The organism is Sphingobium sp. LSP13-1-1.1, assembly GCF_040676415.1.
Lineage (GTDB): Bacteria > Pseudomonadota > Alphaproteobacteria > Sphingomonadales > Sphingomonadaceae > Sphingobium.
This window is the reverse complement of sequence record NZ_JBEGHU010000056.1, coordinates 64293-78744: the sequence shown is the minus strand read 5'-3', so window position 1 is coordinate 78744 and position 14452 is coordinate 64293. Positions and strand designations below refer to the sequence as shown.

The 14452-nt window shown below is 65.5% G+C and carries 15 protein-coding genes; 7 read left to right on the top strand and 8 right to left on the bottom strand.

Annotated features, from left to right (window positions below):
* Nucleotides 1–5 precede the first annotated feature (5 nt).
* The 7 genes from MRBLSP13_RS19305 to MRBLSP13_RS19275 form a co-directional block, all read right to left on the bottom strand.
* On the bottom strand, nucleotides 6–1004 hold the full coding sequence (locus MRBLSP13_RS19305) for an acyl-CoA dehydrogenase family protein (protein WP_363756140.1): 999 nt from the start codon (nucleotides 1002–1004) through the stop codon (nucleotides 6–8).
* 3 nt (nucleotides 1005–1007) lie between these two features.
* A complete protein-coding gene (locus MRBLSP13_RS19300; RefSeq protein WP_363756138.1) occupies nucleotides 1008–2183 on the bottom strand; it encodes an acetyl-CoA C-acetyltransferase in 1176 nt (391 codons plus the stop codon).
* A gap of 21 nt (nucleotides 2184–2204) precedes the next feature.
* A complete protein-coding gene (locus MRBLSP13_RS19295) occupies nucleotides 2205–3383 on the bottom strand; it encodes an acyl-CoA dehydrogenase family protein (protein WP_363756136.1) in 1179 nt (392 codons plus the stop codon).
* Between the two features lie 4 nt (nucleotides 3384–3387).
* Nucleotides 3388–4536, bottom strand: a complete 1149-nt coding sequence (locus MRBLSP13_RS19290; RefSeq protein WP_363756134.1) for a thiolase family protein — start codon at nucleotides 4534–4536, stop codon at nucleotides 3388–3390.
* Entirely contained in the window at nucleotides 4533–4955 is a 423-nt protein-coding gene (locus MRBLSP13_RS19285; RefSeq protein WP_363756132.1) for a Zn-ribbon domain-containing OB-fold protein, read from the bottom strand. The genes MRBLSP13_RS19290 and MRBLSP13_RS19285 overlap by 4 nt, the downstream gene beginning before the upstream one ends.
* Before the next feature lie 168 nt (nucleotides 4956–5123).
* Complete coding sequence (locus tag MRBLSP13_RS19280; protein WP_363756130.1) at nucleotides 5124–5921, bottom strand: helix-turn-helix transcriptional regulator; 798 nt, start codon at nucleotides 5919–5921, stop codon at nucleotides 5124–5126.
* Between the two features lie 2 nt (nucleotides 5922–5923).
* Nucleotides 5924–6541: a TetR/AcrR family transcriptional regulator gene (locus tag MRBLSP13_RS19275; protein WP_133653197.1), complete on the bottom strand. Its 618-nt coding sequence runs from the start codon at nucleotides 6539–6541 to the stop codon at nucleotides 5924–5926.
* A gap of 116 nt (nucleotides 6542–6657) precedes the next feature.
* On the opposite strand from MRBLSP13_RS19275, the gene MRBLSP13_RS19270 reads away from it, so the two are divergent.
* Complete coding sequence (locus tag MRBLSP13_RS19270; protein ID WP_363737861.1) at nucleotides 6658–7410, top strand: SDR family NAD(P)-dependent oxidoreductase; 753 nt, start codon at nucleotides 6658–6660, stop codon at nucleotides 7408–7410.
* Between the two features lie 13 nt (nucleotides 7411–7423).
* On the opposite strand, the gene MRBLSP13_RS19265 is transcribed toward MRBLSP13_RS19270, so the two are convergent.
* The gene (locus MRBLSP13_RS19265) at nucleotides 7424–8113 is read right to left on the bottom strand and encodes a carboxymuconolactone decarboxylase family protein (protein ID WP_363737859.1); all 690 of its coding nucleotides are present in this window, start codon (nucleotides 8111–8113) and stop codon (nucleotides 7424–7426) included.
* Nucleotides 8114–8283: 170 nt separating this feature from the next.
* Between MRBLSP13_RS19265 and MRBLSP13_RS19260 the strand changes: the two genes are divergently transcribed.
* Genes MRBLSP13_RS19260 through MRBLSP13_RS19235 form a run of 6 tightly spaced genes read left to right on the top strand, consistent with a single transcriptional unit; the run spans nucleotide 8284 to nucleotide 14371 of the window.
* Nucleotides 8284–9171: an SDR family NAD(P)-dependent oxidoreductase gene (locus MRBLSP13_RS19260; protein WP_363737857.1), complete on the top strand. Its 888-nt coding sequence runs from the start codon at nucleotides 8284–8286 to the stop codon at nucleotides 9169–9171.
* Nucleotides 9168–9920, top strand: a complete 753-nt coding sequence (locus MRBLSP13_RS19255) for an SDR family NAD(P)-dependent oxidoreductase (RefSeq protein ID WP_363737855.1) — start codon at nucleotides 9168–9170, stop codon at nucleotides 9918–9920. The genes MRBLSP13_RS19260 and MRBLSP13_RS19255 overlap by 4 nt, the downstream gene beginning before the upstream one ends.
* Entirely contained in the window at nucleotides 9917–11077 is a 1161-nt protein-coding gene (locus MRBLSP13_RS19250; protein ID WP_363756128.1) for an acyl-CoA dehydrogenase family protein, read from the top strand. Before MRBLSP13_RS19255 ends, MRBLSP13_RS19250 begins: the two co-directional genes overlap by 4 nt.
* Nucleotides 11074–12516: a DUF1254 domain-containing protein gene (locus MRBLSP13_RS19245; protein WP_363756126.1), complete on the top strand. Its 1443-nt coding sequence runs from the start codon at nucleotides 11074–11076 to the stop codon at nucleotides 12514–12516. The genes MRBLSP13_RS19250 and MRBLSP13_RS19245 overlap by 4 nt, the downstream gene beginning before the upstream one ends.
* Entirely contained in the window at nucleotides 12513–13583 is a 1071-nt protein-coding gene (locus MRBLSP13_RS19240; protein WP_363756124.1) for a phosphotransferase family protein, read from the top strand. Before MRBLSP13_RS19245 ends, MRBLSP13_RS19240 begins: the two co-directional genes overlap by 4 nt.
* Nucleotides 13580–14371: an enoyl-CoA hydratase/isomerase family protein gene (locus tag MRBLSP13_RS19235; RefSeq protein WP_133653189.1), complete on the top strand. Its 792-nt coding sequence runs from the start codon at nucleotides 13580–13582 to the stop codon at nucleotides 14369–14371. Before MRBLSP13_RS19240 ends, MRBLSP13_RS19235 begins: the two co-directional genes overlap by 4 nt.
* Nucleotides 14372–14452 lie beyond the last annotated feature (81 nt).

Below are 14452 nucleotides of genomic sequence, written 5' to 3'. Positions count from 1 at the left end.
TCCCCTCACGCTGCCAGCGCGGCACGGGCGGCAATTGGGCCGCCATGGAGGCGTGACAGCAACAACAGGCGGCGCAGCCCACGCCCCACCGCGAGTTCATCGGTCACGCCCATGCCGCCATGCAATTGCACGGCGTCTTCCGCGAGTTTCAGGGCAGCGTCGTCAATATAGGCCCTTGCCGCCGTCACAGCCCGGACCCGCGCTTCCTCCTCGGCCATGGCCGCCTTCAAAAGCAGGGAGCGGGATTGCTCCAGCCAGGTGTACATCCGCGCGCAGCGATGCTGCACGACCTGGAAGCTCGCAATCGGCTTGCCGAACTGGTGCCGCTGTCTGACATAATCGACCGTCAGGTCCAGCAAGGTCGCCATCGCGCCAACCAGTTCGGCGACGATCGACAGGCCGGCCAGGCCCTGAGCCTCCGCCCATATGCTCGCCGGAACCGCGAGGGGCACGGCCTGCGCGGCATCGAAACGCACATTGGCTGCCATGCTGCCGTCGACCAGACGAACCGGCGTCCTGCGGACGCCGCTATCCTGAGCGTCCACCAGCAAAAGCGCGCCTACATTCGTCTCCACGACGAAGGCGTCGGCATCCATGCCGTCCCGGACAATGGCGGCCGATCCGCAGAGCCCTCCGTCGACAAGCGCGCCGCCCTGCGCAAATGCAAGCAGGACATCCCCCTGCATCAGCCTGGCGCCCCAGCGCGCGGCGGCGGGATCGGCAAGGATCGCTCGTCCGCACAGCAGGATGCCCTCGGCCAGCGGGGTGATCGCAAGGGCGCGCCCCATCTCTTCGGAGATGATCATCACCTCCACCGCGCCGCCGCCCAGCCCGCCTGCCTGCTCCGGCGCCAGCAGGGCAAAAAGGCCGAGCTCCCCCAATGCGCGCCAGTCGGCGGGAGACATCGGCCCTTTCGCCATGGTCGTCGCGTCATATCGGTCCGCCAGGAAGCGGCGGACCATGTCGCGCACCATCACCTGCTCATCGCTGAGCGTGAGGTTCATGGCTCAGAGCACCTCGATGATCGAGGCGTTGGCGATGCCACCGCCCTCGCACATGGTCTGAAGACCATAGCGCTGGCCCCGCGCCTTCAGCGCATGGATGAGCGTCGTCATCAGCTTCGTGCCTGTCGCGCCGAGCGGATGGCCGAGCGCAATGGCCCCGCCATTGACGTTCAGCCTTGCCGGATCGGCGTCGAGCGCCTTCATCCATGCCATGGGGATCGACGCGAAGGCTTCGTTCACCTCGAACAGATCGATGTCCTTCATGGCCATGCCGGCCCGATCGAGAACCCGGCGGGTCGCGGGAATCGGCTCTTCCAGCATGATGACCGGATCGCCCGCCGTTACCGCCAGGTTGACGATGCGGGCGATGGGCTTCAGGCCATGCGCCCTGACCGCCGCTTCGGAGGCAACGAGCACGCCGCTCGCGCCGTCGCAGATCTGGCTGGCGGTGGCCGCGGAAAGCGTGCCGCCCTCGCTCAGCAGCTTGACCGAACCGATCGATTCCATCGACGCATCGGCCCGAACCCCCTCGTCGCGGTCATGAATCCCCTGCTCTCCTTCCGCCGTGACGATGGGCACCGGCACGATCTCGGCATCGAACGCGCCTGAATTCATCGCCGCTGCTGCCTTGTGGTGGCTGGCGAGCGCGAACCGGTCATGGTCGTCGCGGGTGAAGCCATATTTGTCGGCGATCATCTGCGCGCCGTGAAACTGGCTGAACATCTCGATGCCGTAGCGCTTCTGGATAGCCCCGGAAAATGGGTTGGCCCCGATGCCGCCCGCCTGGGCCAGCGTGATGGGAGACCCCATCGGCACGCGCGTCATGCTTTCGACGCCTCCCGCGATCACGAGGTCCTGAAGCCCCGACATGACCGCCTGCGCCGCGAAATGCACCGCCTGCTGGGATGAGCCGCACTGCCGGTCGATCGTCACCGCCGGCACGCTGTCGGGCAGGCTGGACGCGAGCACGATGTTGCGACCAAAGGCGAAGGTCTGCTCGCCCACCTGGCTGACGCAGCCGATGATCACATCGTCGATCGCGGCGGGATCGACACCCGCGTCGGCGACCAGCGCGTCCAGCACGAGGGCGCCCAGATCGGCGGGATGCCAGCCGGCGAGGCGGCCGTTGCGGCGGCCGCCGGCGGTGCGGCGTGCGGACACGATATAGGCTTCAGGCATGATGCATCCTTCTTTCTTTGTCTAAAGGCCGAGCGCGGCCTTCGCGATAAGTGTCAGTTGTATCTCGCTGGTGCCGCCGAAGATCGACCAGGCGCGAGCGTTGAGATAGCGGGCCGCTGCGACCTGCGCCTGCGCCGAACCAATCGGAGCGGGCATGTCGTCGCCATAAAAGGGGCGCTCGACGGGCAGTTGCAGGCCGGCGAGGCCAAAGGCATCGACTGCCAGCGCCTCCACACCCTGCCGGATTTCGGATGCCAGCAGCTTGGTGATCAGGCTGCGCGGGTCCGGCGCGGCGCCCTGCTCGATCTCGATGAGCGTCCGCAGCTCCGTCATCTCGAGCGCTTCGGCCTCCAGTTGAAGCCTGACGGCGCGGTCCGCCAGTTCGCCGGTCAGCGGCCCCGCCGACATCCGCAAACGGGCAAGATCGGCCAGCAGCGCCGGCGCGAAGCTGGACCCGCCCCGTTCATTCTCCAGCAGAAACTTGGCGATCGACCAGCCCTGCCCTTCCTCGCCGACGCGCTCCGACACCGGCACCCGCACCTCGTCGAGGAAGACCTCGTTCAACTCGTGATCGCCCGATGCGCTGAGGATCGGCTTGACCGTCACGCCCGGCAGGGTCATGTCGATCAGCAGAAAGCTGATGCCCTGTTGCGGCTTCACCTCGGCATCAGTGCGGACCAGCGCGAACAGCCGGTTGGCGTACTGGGCCTGCGTCGTCCAGATCTTGTGGCCGGACACGATATAATGGTCGCCATGGCGGACGGCGCGGGTGCGCAGGCTCGCAAGGTCGGAGCCGGAGCCGGGTTCCGAAAAGCCTTGCGCCCATATATGCTCGGCCGTGCGCAGGCGCGGGAGGTAATGGTCCTTCTGCGCCTGGGTGCCGAATGTGTACAGCACCGGCCCCACCAGCTTCAGCCCCATGCCGGGCAGGATCGGAGCGCCTGCCTCCGCACATTCCTTTTCGAAAATCCAGCGCTGGACAGGCGTCCATCCTGGCCCGCCCGCATGGTGCGGCCAGTGGTAGACGAGCCATCCCTTCGCCTCCAGGATCGCCTGCCATTGGCGCGCGATGTCAGGTTCGGCGAAGACACCGGATGTCAGCGCGGCCCCGCGCCGCAGCGCGGGGGAGAGCGACAAGGCCAGGAAATCGCGCACCTCCTCACGGAATGCGCGCTGCTCCCTGCTAAGCGCGAGGTCCATGGCGTCAGCGCTCCACGATCGCGACAGCAGAGACGCCCGGCGCGCCATAGACATGGCTGTAGCCGAGGCGCAGCTTGCCCGGCACCTGTCGCGCACCCGCCTGCTCGATCAACTGGACATAATTCTCATAGACCTGGCGTAGCCCCGAAGCCCCGATCGGCTCGCCGCAGGCGAGGCATCCGCCATCGGTGTTGACCGGCAAGGTGCCGTCGATCCGCGTGCGTCCCTCGGCAATCCACGCCGTCTGCTCGCCATCCGCGCAGAAGCCGTTTTCGGCCATGTGCATGATCTCCGCCCCGACCTCCGTGTCCTGGAGTTGCGCTATATCGATGTCCTCGGGCCCGACGCCCGCCATTTCATAGGCTGCCTGGGAAGCGAGGCCGGTTGGCGAGCCGCCACGATCGAGATCAAGCGCTGGCGAGAAGACCTCGAATGAACCGGTCGGGCGGGTGCGGACCGCTGCAGCCCGCAGCCGCACCGCCGGCAGGCCGAGTTCGCGCGCTTTCCGGCCGCTCGCCAGCAACAGCGCTACCGCCCCCTCCCCCGGCGAGCAGAACATGAATTTGGTGAGCGGATCGCTGACCATCTGGGATTGGAGGATTGTATCGATATCGACCGCTTCGCGCCGCCAGGCGTGATCGGCGAGAACGCCGTTGGCGAACGCCTTCTCCGCGACCGCGCCCAGCGTGTGCGGCGTGATGCCGTGCAGGCTCATGTAGCGCTGGATCTTCATGGCGAAGAACTGGGTGGTCAGCATCAGCCCGGTCTCGCCATACCAGGCCGGCAGCCCCCAGTCCGCCGGCAGGGGCGAGAAGGAGCCGCGTGGATGCTTGTCGAAACCGACGGCCAGGCCCAGGTCGAACTCGCCGGACTTGATCGTGCTGTAGGCGCCGAACATGGCCGAGCCGCCGGTCGCGCACCCATTGGCGACGTTGATGAAGGGAATGCCGGTAAGCCCCAATTCCGACACCATGGTATCCGCATTTCCGGCGGCATCCGATCCGCCGAACGCGAACTGAACATCGCGCCATTCAAGCCCCGCCCGTTCCAGCGCCTGGCGGACGGCGAAGACGCCCTGCTGAAGGCCCGAAAGGGCAGGCGTACGGCCGAAAGGATGAATTCCCGCACCGACGATGAAGACGTCTTCGCTCATATGCCAGCGCCCCTGTCCGGCGCGAAGCCAAAGCTGGTGCGCAGCGAGCCGTCCGCCAGCAGGAAGGGCAGCGGCACGATCCGCATCGCCATGCCGATTTCCAGATCATCGAACGCCGCATCGACCAGACGCCCTTCGACGATCAGCGTCCCATCCAGCTCGACATAGCCGACCGCATAGGGTTCGAACGCGTCCGGGCCAGCATAGGGCGGCGACTTGGGACGGAAGCGCTGAACGGTCCATGACCATAGTCGGCCTGTCCGCGGCAGCACGACGCGGTCGTAGCGCGCATCGCTTTCCGGTCGCGCCGGGAAGCAGATCCGGCCGGTCGCGCGCTCACGGGAGGCGAGCAGCGCGATGCCGCCGCTGTCGGAGCAGACAAGGTCATCGGCGATCGGAACGGGCAGGGTGTCGGGCACGGCATATCTCCTTGGAGAGACATAGCGCCCGACCATTCGGTCGGCTTCTGACCAATGCGACAGGAGCTAGAGCGATTTCCAAGCGATCGGAACCGATCGCTGGTTAAGAAATCGCGGAAAACAAGGAATCCAGAGCGGCGATCTGATTCAATCAGATCGAAATCCGCTCTAGTTTATCATTCCAAGAAAGCCGAGCTGCGCCGCCTTGAACATCGTCTGGTCGCGGTTCACGGCGTCCAGCTTCACCGAAGCCGATCGGATGTGGAAGCGCACCGTGGTGCGTTGCAGACCGAGGATGATGCCGATTTCCTCATTCGTCTTTCCAGCGGCCGCCCAACGCAGACACTCCACCTCGCGCTTGGTCAGCGATATGCTGCCCAAACCGGGACGCGCCCGCGCGGTCACCTTGACATAGCTTTGCACGAAGGCCCGCGCCAGCACGGCCAGCGCGTCCGCGGCGCAGGAATAGGCATCGGAAAGGTCGTTGGCCTCTGGCTCTGGCGAGAGGAAACTGGCCGCCCCGATCTGGCCGAACGGCAGGTGGATGGGCACCACGATCGCGGCCGCCGTCATCGCCCGGATGCGGAAATCATGCAGGTCGACCACATCGAGCAGCGGGTTGTGCAAGCGGGTGCGAAAGCCATGCGCGTTGCACCAGAACGGCTCCGCCTCCACCCGGCAGGCGTGAACGATCGGTGAGGAAAGGGCGAGCTGAGGCACCTCCCACCACCGCGCCTCCTCGCCGCGAAAGCCAAAGACCTCGCTGGCGAGCACGGCGCCATTTCCATCACGCATCGGTTCGCGGGAGGCCACATTATGCGTGACCGCCGTGCGCAGCCCGCAAAGGTCCATCACCGCATCCCGCAGCCGCTCTGCCGACGCCCCTATGCCTCCCGGCTCCGAAAAGCGGACGGCTTCGATCAAGGCAGTTGAGGGCATGGAGCAGGAATGGTCGATAGCGAGCATGGTCAGCGCCCCTTCAGGCTCAACCCCTCGAAAAAGGGTTGGCAGATCGCATCGGCGACGTCTTCGGGCGATCTGCGCTTTGCCAGGGGGGGGTACCATTTATAGGCCCAGTTGCACATGCCGAGGAAACCGAGCGTGGTGAGCCCCGGGTCGCATTGCCGGAAATGGCCGTTCGCGATCCCCTGCTCGATGATGCCGCGCACCCGTTGCAGATAGGCATTGCGCTGCGCCCGGATATGGTCGCGCATCTTGCCTTCCAGATCTTCATAATGGTCCATGAACGCCCGGACATAACCCGGATGCTCCGCAATCTGGCGCAGGATGTCGATGCATGCCGCGCGCAGGCGCCCGAGCGGATCGTCCGATCCCCCCTCCTCGTCCAGGCCGGCGAGCAGGGCGCTCATATGGGCATCGTGCATCGCGAAGAGGATGGCGTTCTTGCTCGGGAAATAGTGGTAGAGCGTCGGCTTGCCGAGGCCAACCTCGTCCGCCAGCATCTGCATCGACGCCTTGTGATATCCCACCCGGTCGAACAGCGTCGCGCAATGTCTCAATATCTCGTTGCGCTTTTCGTCATGCGCCTCGGTCGTCTGCCGTTTCTTTGCTGCTTGTCGCGCCATTGCCGGCCCTGTTCCCTGTCTGCGTCCTACCTCTCACAAAGGTAAGTCGACCGTCTGGTCGGTTCCCCCTAGGGATAGGGCTGGATGACAAGAATGCAAGCGCGAGGGAGCGGACTATGCAAGTTGAGGGCAAGACAGCGCTGGTCACCGGGGCGAGTTCGGGTCTGGGCCGACATTTCGCGCGCCTGCTGGCGCGCGAAGGGGCTAGGGTGGTGGTAGCGGCGCGCCGACTCGACGCGCTCTCCGCGCTGGCCGATGAGATTGGTGGGCAGGGCGGCACATGCATCCCCGTCGCCATGGACGTGACCGATCCGGAAGCGGTCGCGACAGCCTTCCGGCAGATCGAGCGCGAACTTGCGGGATCTCTCTCGATCCTCGTCAACAATGCAGGCGTCGCCCAGACCCGTGCGGCGCTCGACCTCGATGCCTCCGAATGGGCGCAGGTGATCCAGCCCAATCTGACCGGTGCCTTCCTCGTCGCCCAGCAGGCGGCGCGGATGATGCGGCATGGCGGCGGGACGATCGTCAACGTCGCCTCGATCCTGGGAGAGCGCGTGTCCAAGGGACTGGCGGCCTATGCCGCCAGCAAGGCCGGCCTCATCCAGTTGACGAAGGCGCTCGCCCTGGAATGGGCGCCGCTCGACATCCGGGTCAACGCGCTCGCACCCGGCTATATCGAAACCGACCTCAACCGCGACTTTTTCGCATCCGACGCAGGTCAGCGCCTCATCTCGCGCATCCCGCAGAAGCGACTCGGCCAGGTGCATGACCTGGACGGGCCGCTCCTGCTGCTGTGCTCCGACCAGTCGCGCTACATGACCGGCGCGGTCATTGCGGTGGATGGCGGGCATCTCGTCAGCGGCCTTTGACGACAGGCGGCCCTTATGCGTCCATGGCGGTCGCGCCGACGACCCAGGCGGACAGGCCCGCGGTCGGCACTGCGCAGATTACCGCTTCGGCCACGGCTTCCTCGCTGGCTCCGGCGGCTCGCGCGCCCTTGACGTGAACCGACGCCCAGGCGCTGTAGTCGGCGACAAGGACGGTCACGAGCAGCAGCTCCGCATATACAGGCCCCAGCGCCGTCCCCGACAAGGTCCCCTCGCGCATGAGATAATAGGCGTCGGCGCCCAGGGGCTTGACCTCGAACAGCTTGCCCAGGGAAGGCGGCATGGCGCCGAAATATTGCAGGAAATTCGCCTCCGCGGCACCATCTTCCACGACCATGTCGTCGTCAGGCCAGTCGGGATCGGCGGCTTCCGGATAGATCTCCCGGAAAAGATCATGGAAGCGCAGCGACGCCCCCTCCCCACGCACGCTTGCAAGGATTGCGACCGCCGCGCCGGCCTCCGCTTCGGTGAGACCGGCCGACCGGGCCTCGGCCAGTTCCCGCGTCGCAAGTTCCCGATAGCCCTTTATCGTGGCGGCGCAGGCGACGAACAACCTCTTGATCCGCGCCGGGACCGCCCCGTCCGAATCGATGATCATGCGCCAGCGGCGGAATCCCGCGATGGTCTTCGGTGCGTCGCGACGCAAGCGGCCAAGACTGGCGAGCGGGGGCAGAAGGTCAGTCATCGTCTCTCCGTTAATGCATGGACCGTCCGGTCGGTTGAATATGGCTATGCCGCTTCGCGATCGCGGTCAACTTCTGATAAGGAGTTGACGTCCGACCGGACGGTCGACTAAATCGCACCCTTGTACAAGGGTCGATCCCGGATCGGCAGATGCGAGAGGAGCATGCCTGGATGAAGGACTTCAAGGGCAGGACGGCCGTCATCACGGGGGCCGGCAGCGGCATCGGCGCGGCGCTCGCGCATCTCGCCGCAGGCGAGGGCATGAACCTAGTCCTCGCCGACATCAATCTTGCCGACCTGGAGGCGGTGGCCGGCACCATCGAAAGTCCGGCGATCGCGCTGCACAGAACCGATGTGGCCGATCCGGATGCGGTGCAGGCTCTGGCCGACCTTGCATGGTCGCGCTTTGGCGACGTATCCCTGCTGTGCAACAATGCCGGCGTCGTCCCCGGCGGCCGCCACCGGCACGTCTGGGAATATGCGCTGGAGGACTGGCGCTGGGCCTTCGGCGTCAACATGGATGGCGTGGTCAACGGCATCCGCAGCTTCGTGCCCAGGATGCTGGCGGAGGGACGGCCGGGACATATTCTCAATACCGCGTCCGTGGCCGGCTTCGTGAGCGGCGAAGGCTCCGCCGTATATGGCGCGTCAAAGCATGCCGTCGTCCGCATCACTGAAGCGCTCTATGCCGGTCTGCGTGAGCGGAACGCCCCGATCGGCGTCACGATGCTGTGCCCCGGCCTGGTCGCGACCCGCATTTACGAGGCCGAACGATCCCGGCCCGCACATTTGCGATCGAACGACGGCCAACCGGCGGAAGCCACGGAGTTGCAGTCGATTTCGGACAATCTGTTCCAGAATGCCCCGTCGCCTGAGGAGGTTGCCGCCCAGGCGTTCGAGGGCATCCGCCAGGATCAGTTTTATGTCTTTACCTCGGCGCGGTACGATCAGGTGATCGCGCGGCGGACGCAAGCCATCCTTGCCCGGGAAAATCCCGTATTCGACAGCCTGATTTCGCTCAGCAAGGGCAAGGCTGACGCAGAAGGGCAAAGAGCGTGAGCAGGCTTCAGGCGCGGATCGCGCTCATCACCGGCGCTGCTTCGGGCATCGGGCTCGCCACCGCCCGGCGCTTCGCGGCGGAGGGCGCGACGCTCATACTGGCGGACCGCAACGGCGACGCGCTGTCGAATGCGCGCGAATCGCTGCCGGGCGCCGGGCATGAGTTCGTCATCATGGACGTCACCGAAGAGCAGGCATGGGCCGCGCTGGCAGATCGGGTTGCAGCACGGTCCGGCACGCTTGACATCCTCGTGAACAATGCCGGGTTCGGCAAGTTCACGTCGATCGCGGACACGACGCTGGCGCAGTGGCGGTCGATCATCGCCGTCAATCTCGACAGTGTCTTTCTGGGGACAAAATATATGATGCCATTCCTCGCCGCCTCCGGCCGTGGCGCGATCATCAACATGTCCTCCATCCGGGGCATCGTGGCTGGCGCCGGCACCGGATCCTACAGCGCGGCCAAGGGCGGCGTCCGTTTGTTCACCAAGGCGACCGCACTTGAATGCGCCGCGGCCGGCAATGGCGTGCGCGCGAACTCCGTCCACCCCGGTCACATCGCGACACCGCTGACCGCACCTGCCTATGCCGATGCGGAAATCGCCCGGACCCTGCTGGCGGATGTCCCGCTCGGACGCATCGGACAGGCGGAGGAGATCGCGGATGGCATCCTTTTCCTGGCAAGCGATGAATCCCGTTACATGACCGGGGCCGAACTCGTGATCGATGGGGGGAGCACCGCGCAATGACCGATCGGGCAACTGCCATCGCGTCGAAGGTGGAAGCCTTCGTCCGGAACGTGGTCATTCCCTACGAAAGGGACAGTCGTCTCGGCTTCCATGGGCCGGAAGATGCGCTCGTCTGGGAACTGCGCGCAAAGGCACGCGAGGCAGGCGTGCTGACCCCGCATGTCCTGCACGACGGATCGCATCTGACGCAGCGGGAGACGGCCATCGTCCTCATGAGGACGGGGCTGTCGCCGCTCGGCCCCCTCGCCTGCAACACCGCCGCTCCCGATGAGGGCAACATGTATCTGCTCGGGAAGGTCGGCAACGCCGGGCAGAAGGCCCGATTTCTCGATCCGCTGGTGAGGGGCGAGGCGCGCTCCGCCTTCTTCATGACAGAACCTGCCGAAAACGGGGGCGCGGGATCCGATCCGTCGATGATGCAGACGACCTGCCGTCGCGACGGCGACCATTGGATCATCAACGGCCGCAAGAAGTTCATCACCGGGGCGGAAGGGGCGCGCGTGGGCATCGTCATGGCCCGGTCGGACGACGGCGCCTGCATGTTCCTCGTCGACCTGCCCGATCCCGCGATCCGGACGGTGCGCGTGATCGACACGATCGACAGTTCCATGCCCGGCGGGCACGCAGAAGTCGACATCGTCGATCTGCGCGTTCCGGCGGACCAGATGCTGGGCGCGAGCGGAGAAGGTTTCGCCTATGCGCAGATACGCCTCAGCCCGGCCCGGCTGTCCCACTGCATGCGCTGGCTCGGCCTGGCAATGCGCGCGCAGGAAATCGCAACCGATTATGCCTGCCGCCGCCACGCCTTCGGCAAGCCGCTGGTCGATCATGAAGGTGTCGGCTTCATGCTGGCGGACAACCTCATCGACCTGAAACAGGCCGAACGCATGATCGACTGGTGCGCAGATGTTCTCGACACAGGTTCGCTCGGCACGGCGGAAAGCTCCATGGCCAAGGTCGCGGTGTCGGATGCGCTGTTCCGCGTCGCCGACCGCTGCGTTCAGGTGATGGGCGGCTCGGGTGTTTCGGGCGACACCATCGTCGAGCAGGCGTTCCGGGAAATCCGCGCCTTCCGCATCTACGACGGTCCGACCGAGGTTCATAAATGGAGCCTGGCCAAGAAGATCAAGCGCGACTGGAAGGCGGCGCAGGGATGAGCGCTGGCCGATGGATGCCGGCCATGCGGCCGATGCTGGCCCTCTTGCCGCTCCTCATGTCGACCGCTGGACATACCCAGCCAGCGAACTTCGCAGCGCCCGAGGCTGCTACTTCGCAAACCGGTTATGGCGAGGACCTGCTGCCCAGGGACGAGAAGGATCGCGCCGCCCTGATTCGGACCGTCGCGTTCGACGCGACCATCTATGGCATGGCTGCCTATCTGCACTATGAGCAACTCTATCGGCAGGCGTTCGATCGAAGTTCGAGCAATTACACCGGATTCAACCGCTTTGCGCATGAGCGGAGCCTTGCGGGGCCGGACTATGCAACCTTCAAGGTGCCCAATACGGACACGCTTTACTCCACGGCCTGGGTAGACCTGAGCAAGGGCCCGGTCGAAATCGACATCCCGGCCACGCAGCTCAAATATTTCACGCTCAATATTTTCGACATTTTCGGCAATCCCAGCAATCTCAGCAATCGTACCATCGGCGTCAAAGGCGGCCGGTTCCTGCTGGTGCCGCGCGGCTGGCGCGGAAACCCGCCCGCCGGGGTCACGGTCTATCCGGCCGCCACGACCCAGCTTTGGATCCTCATGCGTGCCTTCGCCCAGTCCGACGCCGAGGTCCGGGCTGCTCGCGCTTTTCAGGATGCGGTCCGGATCATCACTCCGGAAGAGGAAGGGACGGTGAGCTCTCATGGCGACGCATCTTCACCACCACCACCCGCCGCTGGCGCTACCGGCTATCTCCGCTCGCTCGACTATGTGCTTCGGGCCAATGGCTGGCAGCCGGGCGAGGAAGCGCTCGTGTCGCGCTTCCGACCGCTCGGCATAATGGGCGACCGCCCGTTCGATCCCGACAGGCTTACCCCTGCCACGCGAGCCACGATCGAAAGCGGTTACTCGGACGCGATGGCTATGCTCACACGCGCCAAGTCGCAATTGGGCGAACCCACCGGCACTGGCTGGATGAAGGTCAACAAGGGCGTCTACGGGTTCAATTATCTGCGCCGTTCCGTCATCAACATGGCAGGCCTCGGCGCGAATGTGCGGGAGGAAAATGCGTCCTACACGACGTTCGCGGATGGCAAGGGTGCTGCGCTGGACGGCGCGTCGTCCCGCTACATGCTCCGGCTGCAAACGCCCCCGCCCGTCAACAGCTTCTGGTCCGTCACCCTCTACGACGCGAAGACCTTCGCCCTCCACCCCAATCCGCTCCGCCGCTATCTGGTGAGCGATCGGACAAAGGGCCTGAAGGTACAGAAGGATGGGTCGATCGAAATCCGCATCCAGCGCGCCGCATCATCTGGTGGAAACTGGCTTCCCGCACCGGCGGGACCATTTTTCGTCGTGATCCGCGCCTATGGACCGAAGCCCGACATGCTGAACGGCCAATGGCTGCCCCCGCCCATTTCAAGGGATGGCGACGCCCGATGAACGCCCTGGTCGAAGACAATAGCGGTACGGCGACCGTCCGTCCCGGCTATGAGCTGGATTTGGTCGCGCTGGACGCCTGGATGCGCGCCAATGCCGCCGATTATGGCGGGCCGCTCCGGATCGAGCAGTTCAGGGGCGGGCAGTCCAATCCGACCTACAAGCTGATCACGCCGGGCAAGGCCTATGTCCTGCGCAAGCAACCACCCGGCCCCTTGCTCAAGGGTGCCCATGCGCTCGACCGCGAGGCGAAGGTGCTCGCTGGCCTGTCGCGAGCGGGCTTCCCGGTCGCCGCCGTCCATGGCCTGTGCACCGATCCCGCCATCATCGGCACGATCTTCTACGTCATGGACATGGTGGAGGGCCGCATCTTCTGGGATGCCGCGCTTCCCGATATGTCCCCCACGGAAAGGGCGGCGCTCTTCGACGCCATGAACGCGACGATCGCCGATCTCCACAGCATCGACTACGCGGCTGCCGGCCTTGCAGACTATGGCCGGCCAGGAAATTATTTCGAACGACAGATTGCGCGCTGGTCGCGCCAATATCTTGAGGACGCACAGGCGGGGCGCGATCCCTGCATGGACCGGCTGGTGGAATGGCTCCCCGCACACATCCCGCCGGGGGAGGAAACGAGCATCGTCCATGGCGATTTCCGCATCGACAATCTGATCTTCCACCCGACGCAGCCGCGCGTGCTGGCCGTGCTGGACTGGGAGCTCTCGACGCTGGGCCATCCGGGTGCCGACTTCGCCTATCACGCGATGATGTATAGGATGCCGCCGCACATCGTCGCCGGCCTCGGCGGGAGCGACCCCGCTGCGCTCGGCATAGCCGATGAAGAGGCCTATCTCGCCACCTATTGCCGGCGCAGGGGGTTGGCGGACATGCCGGGTTACGACTTCTATATTGCCTTCAACTTCTTTCGGCTCGCGGCCATCTTCCATGGCATCAAGGGTCGGGTCATCCGCGGCAACGCTTCGTCCGCGCAGGCGCGCGAGCGCGTTGCGGTGCTCCCGGAACTCATGCGTCTCGCATGGCAGCAGGCGGAAAGGGCGGGCGCCCGATGAGCAGCCCGGCCATCACGCTCACTGTCGAGGATGGCATCGCCTGGCTGACGCTGGCGCGCCCCGAAAAGCGCAATTCGGTCGATCCCGAATTCGCATTGCGCCTTCATGAACTGGCGGAGCGATGCGCGGCGGACCAGGACATACGCTGCGTCGTGCTCACCGGAAGCGGCAAATTCTTTTGCGTCGGTGGCGACATCGATGCCTTCTCCGCCGCCGGGGAGGATGCCGAAGCGGCGGTCGGCGCCCTCGCACGCAGTTTCCATGCCGGCATCCATCGACTGGCCACGATGGAAAAACCTCTCGTCACGGCTATCAACGGTCCCGCCGCCGGCGCTGGGCTCAGCCTTGCGATATTGGGTGACATCGCGCTCTCAGCCGCCTCCGCGCATTTCACTTCGGCCTATAGCGCTGTCGGGCTGACACCGGATGGCGGCGCATCATGGTGGTTGCCGCGCCTGATCGGGATGCGGCGAGCGCAGGAGATGCTGTTCACCAATCGACGGGTCGGGGCGGAGGAAGCGGCAGGCATGGGCCTTGTGACACGCGTGGTCGCCGACGATGCGCTCCGTGCCGAGGCATCGACCGTGGCATCGGCGCTGGCAAAGGGGCCGATCCGCGCACTCGCCAGATGTCGCGCCTTGCTGATGGGGTCCGCCATCGCCGACCTTCCCACCCAGCTGGATCGCGAAGCCGCCTGGATTGCAGCGTCTGCCGGGGCGTCCGAAGGGCGGGAAGGAGTCGCCGCTTTCCTGGCGAAGCGACCGCCGCGTTTCGTGGCTGTGAGTTGATGGGAAAAAGCGCGCAGTCCGTATCGGCCGCCTGCGAGATTCCGGCCTGACTGCGGTCAGCGTGTGACCATCAATACGACG

What these genes read in the sequence shown, in the direction of transcription:
- MRBLSP13_RS19305 (WP_363756140.1), bottom strand. Translation starts at nt 1,004, where the DNA reads ATGAACCTCACGCTCAGCGATGAGCAGGTGATGGTGCGCGACATGGTC.
- MRBLSP13_RS19300 (WP_363756138.1), bottom strand. Translation starts at nt 2,183, where the DNA reads ATGCCTGAAGCCTATATCGTGTCCGCACGCCGCACCGCCGGCGGCCGC.
- MRBLSP13_RS19295 (WP_363756136.1), bottom strand. Translation starts at nt 3,383, where the DNA reads ATGGACCTCGCGCTTAGCAGGGAGCAGCGCGCATTCCGTGAGGAGGTG.
- MRBLSP13_RS19290 (WP_363756134.1), bottom strand. Translation starts at nt 4,536, where the DNA reads ATGAGCGAAGACGTCTTCATCGTCGGTGCGGGAATTCATCCTTTCGGC.
- MRBLSP13_RS19280 (WP_363756130.1), bottom strand. Translation starts at nt 5,921, where the DNA reads ATGCTCGCTATCGACCATTCCTGCTCCATGCCCTCAACTGCCTTGATC.
- MRBLSP13_RS19275 (WP_133653197.1), bottom strand. Translation starts at nt 6,541, where the DNA reads ATGGCGCGACAAGCAGCAAAGAAACGGCAGACGACCGAGGCGCATGAC.
- MRBLSP13_RS19270 (WP_363737861.1), top strand. Translation starts at nt 6,658, where the DNA reads ATGCAAGTTGAGGGCAAGACAGCGCTGGTCACCGGGGCGAGTTCGGGT.
- MRBLSP13_RS19265 (WP_363737859.1), bottom strand. Translation starts at nt 8,113, where the DNA reads ATGACTGACCTTCTGCCCCCGCTCGCCAGTCTTGGCCGCTTGCGTCGC.
- MRBLSP13_RS19260 (WP_363737857.1), top strand. Translation starts at nt 8,284, where the DNA reads ATGAAGGACTTCAAGGGCAGGACGGCCGTCATCACGGGGGCCGGCAGC.
- MRBLSP13_RS19250 (WP_363756128.1), top strand. Translation starts at nt 9,917, where the DNA reads ATGACCGATCGGGCAACTGCCATCGCGTCGAAGGTGGAAGCCTTCGTC.
- MRBLSP13_RS19245 (WP_363756126.1), top strand. Translation starts at nt 11,074, where the DNA reads ATGAGCGCTGGCCGATGGATGCCGGCCATGCGGCCGATGCTGGCCCTC.
- MRBLSP13_RS19240 (WP_363756124.1), top strand. Translation starts at nt 12,513, where the DNA reads ATGAACGCCCTGGTCGAAGACAATAGCGGTACGGCGACCGTCCGTCCC.
- MRBLSP13_RS19235 (WP_133653189.1), top strand. Translation starts at nt 13,580, where the DNA reads ATGAGCAGCCCGGCCATCACGCTCACTGTCGAGGATGGCATCGCCTGG.